The 970-nt window shown below is 39.2% G+C and carries 1 protein-coding gene; it reads left to right on the top strand.

Annotated features, from left to right (window positions below):
• The first annotated feature begins 126 nt into the window (after positions 1–126).
• Positions 127–921 (top strand): ERF family protein, encoded by a 795-nt coding sequence (locus ACFIKE_RS11460; protein ID WP_375650069.1) that lies wholly within the window; start codon positions 127–129, stop codon positions 919–921.
• The last annotated feature ends 49 nt before the right edge of the window (positions 922–970 follow it).

The raw sequence follows: 970 nt of genomic DNA, 5'->3' as shown, positions 1-970 counted from the left end.
AAAACGCATTCCAATTGATCGGATTGTACAACCTGTAAAGACAAAACTCTAACACCCCAAAACCAGTCTTTTAACACCAGCGTGATTCACGCCACGGGTGAATTGCGCGCAATGTAGGAAATCAAGATGAGTGAACAAAACACTAACCTAATAGAAATTGAAGAAACACATCATTTAGCCGTCGAACAAACTGTCATGGAACGTATTTTAAATAAAGCCTTAGACAGTGACGTCGATATGGATCGCTTAGAGCGTCTTCTCAAATTGCGAGAACAAGAGATAGAACGACAAGAGCGCCAAAACTTTGTCCGTGATCTTTCGGCTGTGCAAATGGCATACAAAAATATCGAACAAAACGCCATTAATAACCATACAAACAGCAAATACGCTACGCTTTATCAGTACCTTAATGCTGTAAAGGAAGGGCTTGCAACATACAACTTTGCTTTGTTTGCTCGTATTAAAAATCAAACAGCAACAAACATTACCATAGAAATAACTCTGTCTCATCCTTCAGGCAATGAAATATCAACAGAAGGAACATTTCCAATTGACAATGCAGGCTCTAAAAATAACATACAATCACTTGGTTCCACACTTACCTACGCACGCAGATATCTCTTAGGCATGCTTCTTAATGTCTCAAGCAAAGAAGACGATACAGATGGAAACCCGCCTATTAAAAAGGCTTTTCCACAACAGATCAATGAAATCAGAAGACTCATAGTACAAACCCAAGCAGAAGAAGAAAAAATACTTGCTTATGTCGACGTCAAAAAGCTTGACGATATGTCTGAAGGACAAGCACAAACGGTATTACATCTTTTGAAAAAGAAACAAAACAAGCAAAAGGTAGAAACAGATTCTACTATACAAGATGCCGATACACCAACACCACAAGAACAAAGAACGGCGGTGTGATATGGAACAAAGAACAGCAGAATGGTTTCAAGCGCGCTTGGGTAAAGTC

Source organism: Bartonella sp. MU70NMGDW, from assembly GCF_042194085.1.
GTDB lineage: Bacteria > Pseudomonadota > Alphaproteobacteria > Rhizobiales > Rhizobiaceae > Bartonella > Bartonella grahamii.
Note: the sequence above shows the minus strand (reverse complement) of the source record. Positions and strands in the feature narration are given on the sequence as shown.

Excerpts from the sequence above, each read along its gene's own strand:
- ACFIKE_RS11460 (WP_375650069.1), top strand. The coding sequence starts at position 127 with ATGAGTGAACAAAACACTAACCTAATAGAAATTGAAGAAACACATCAT.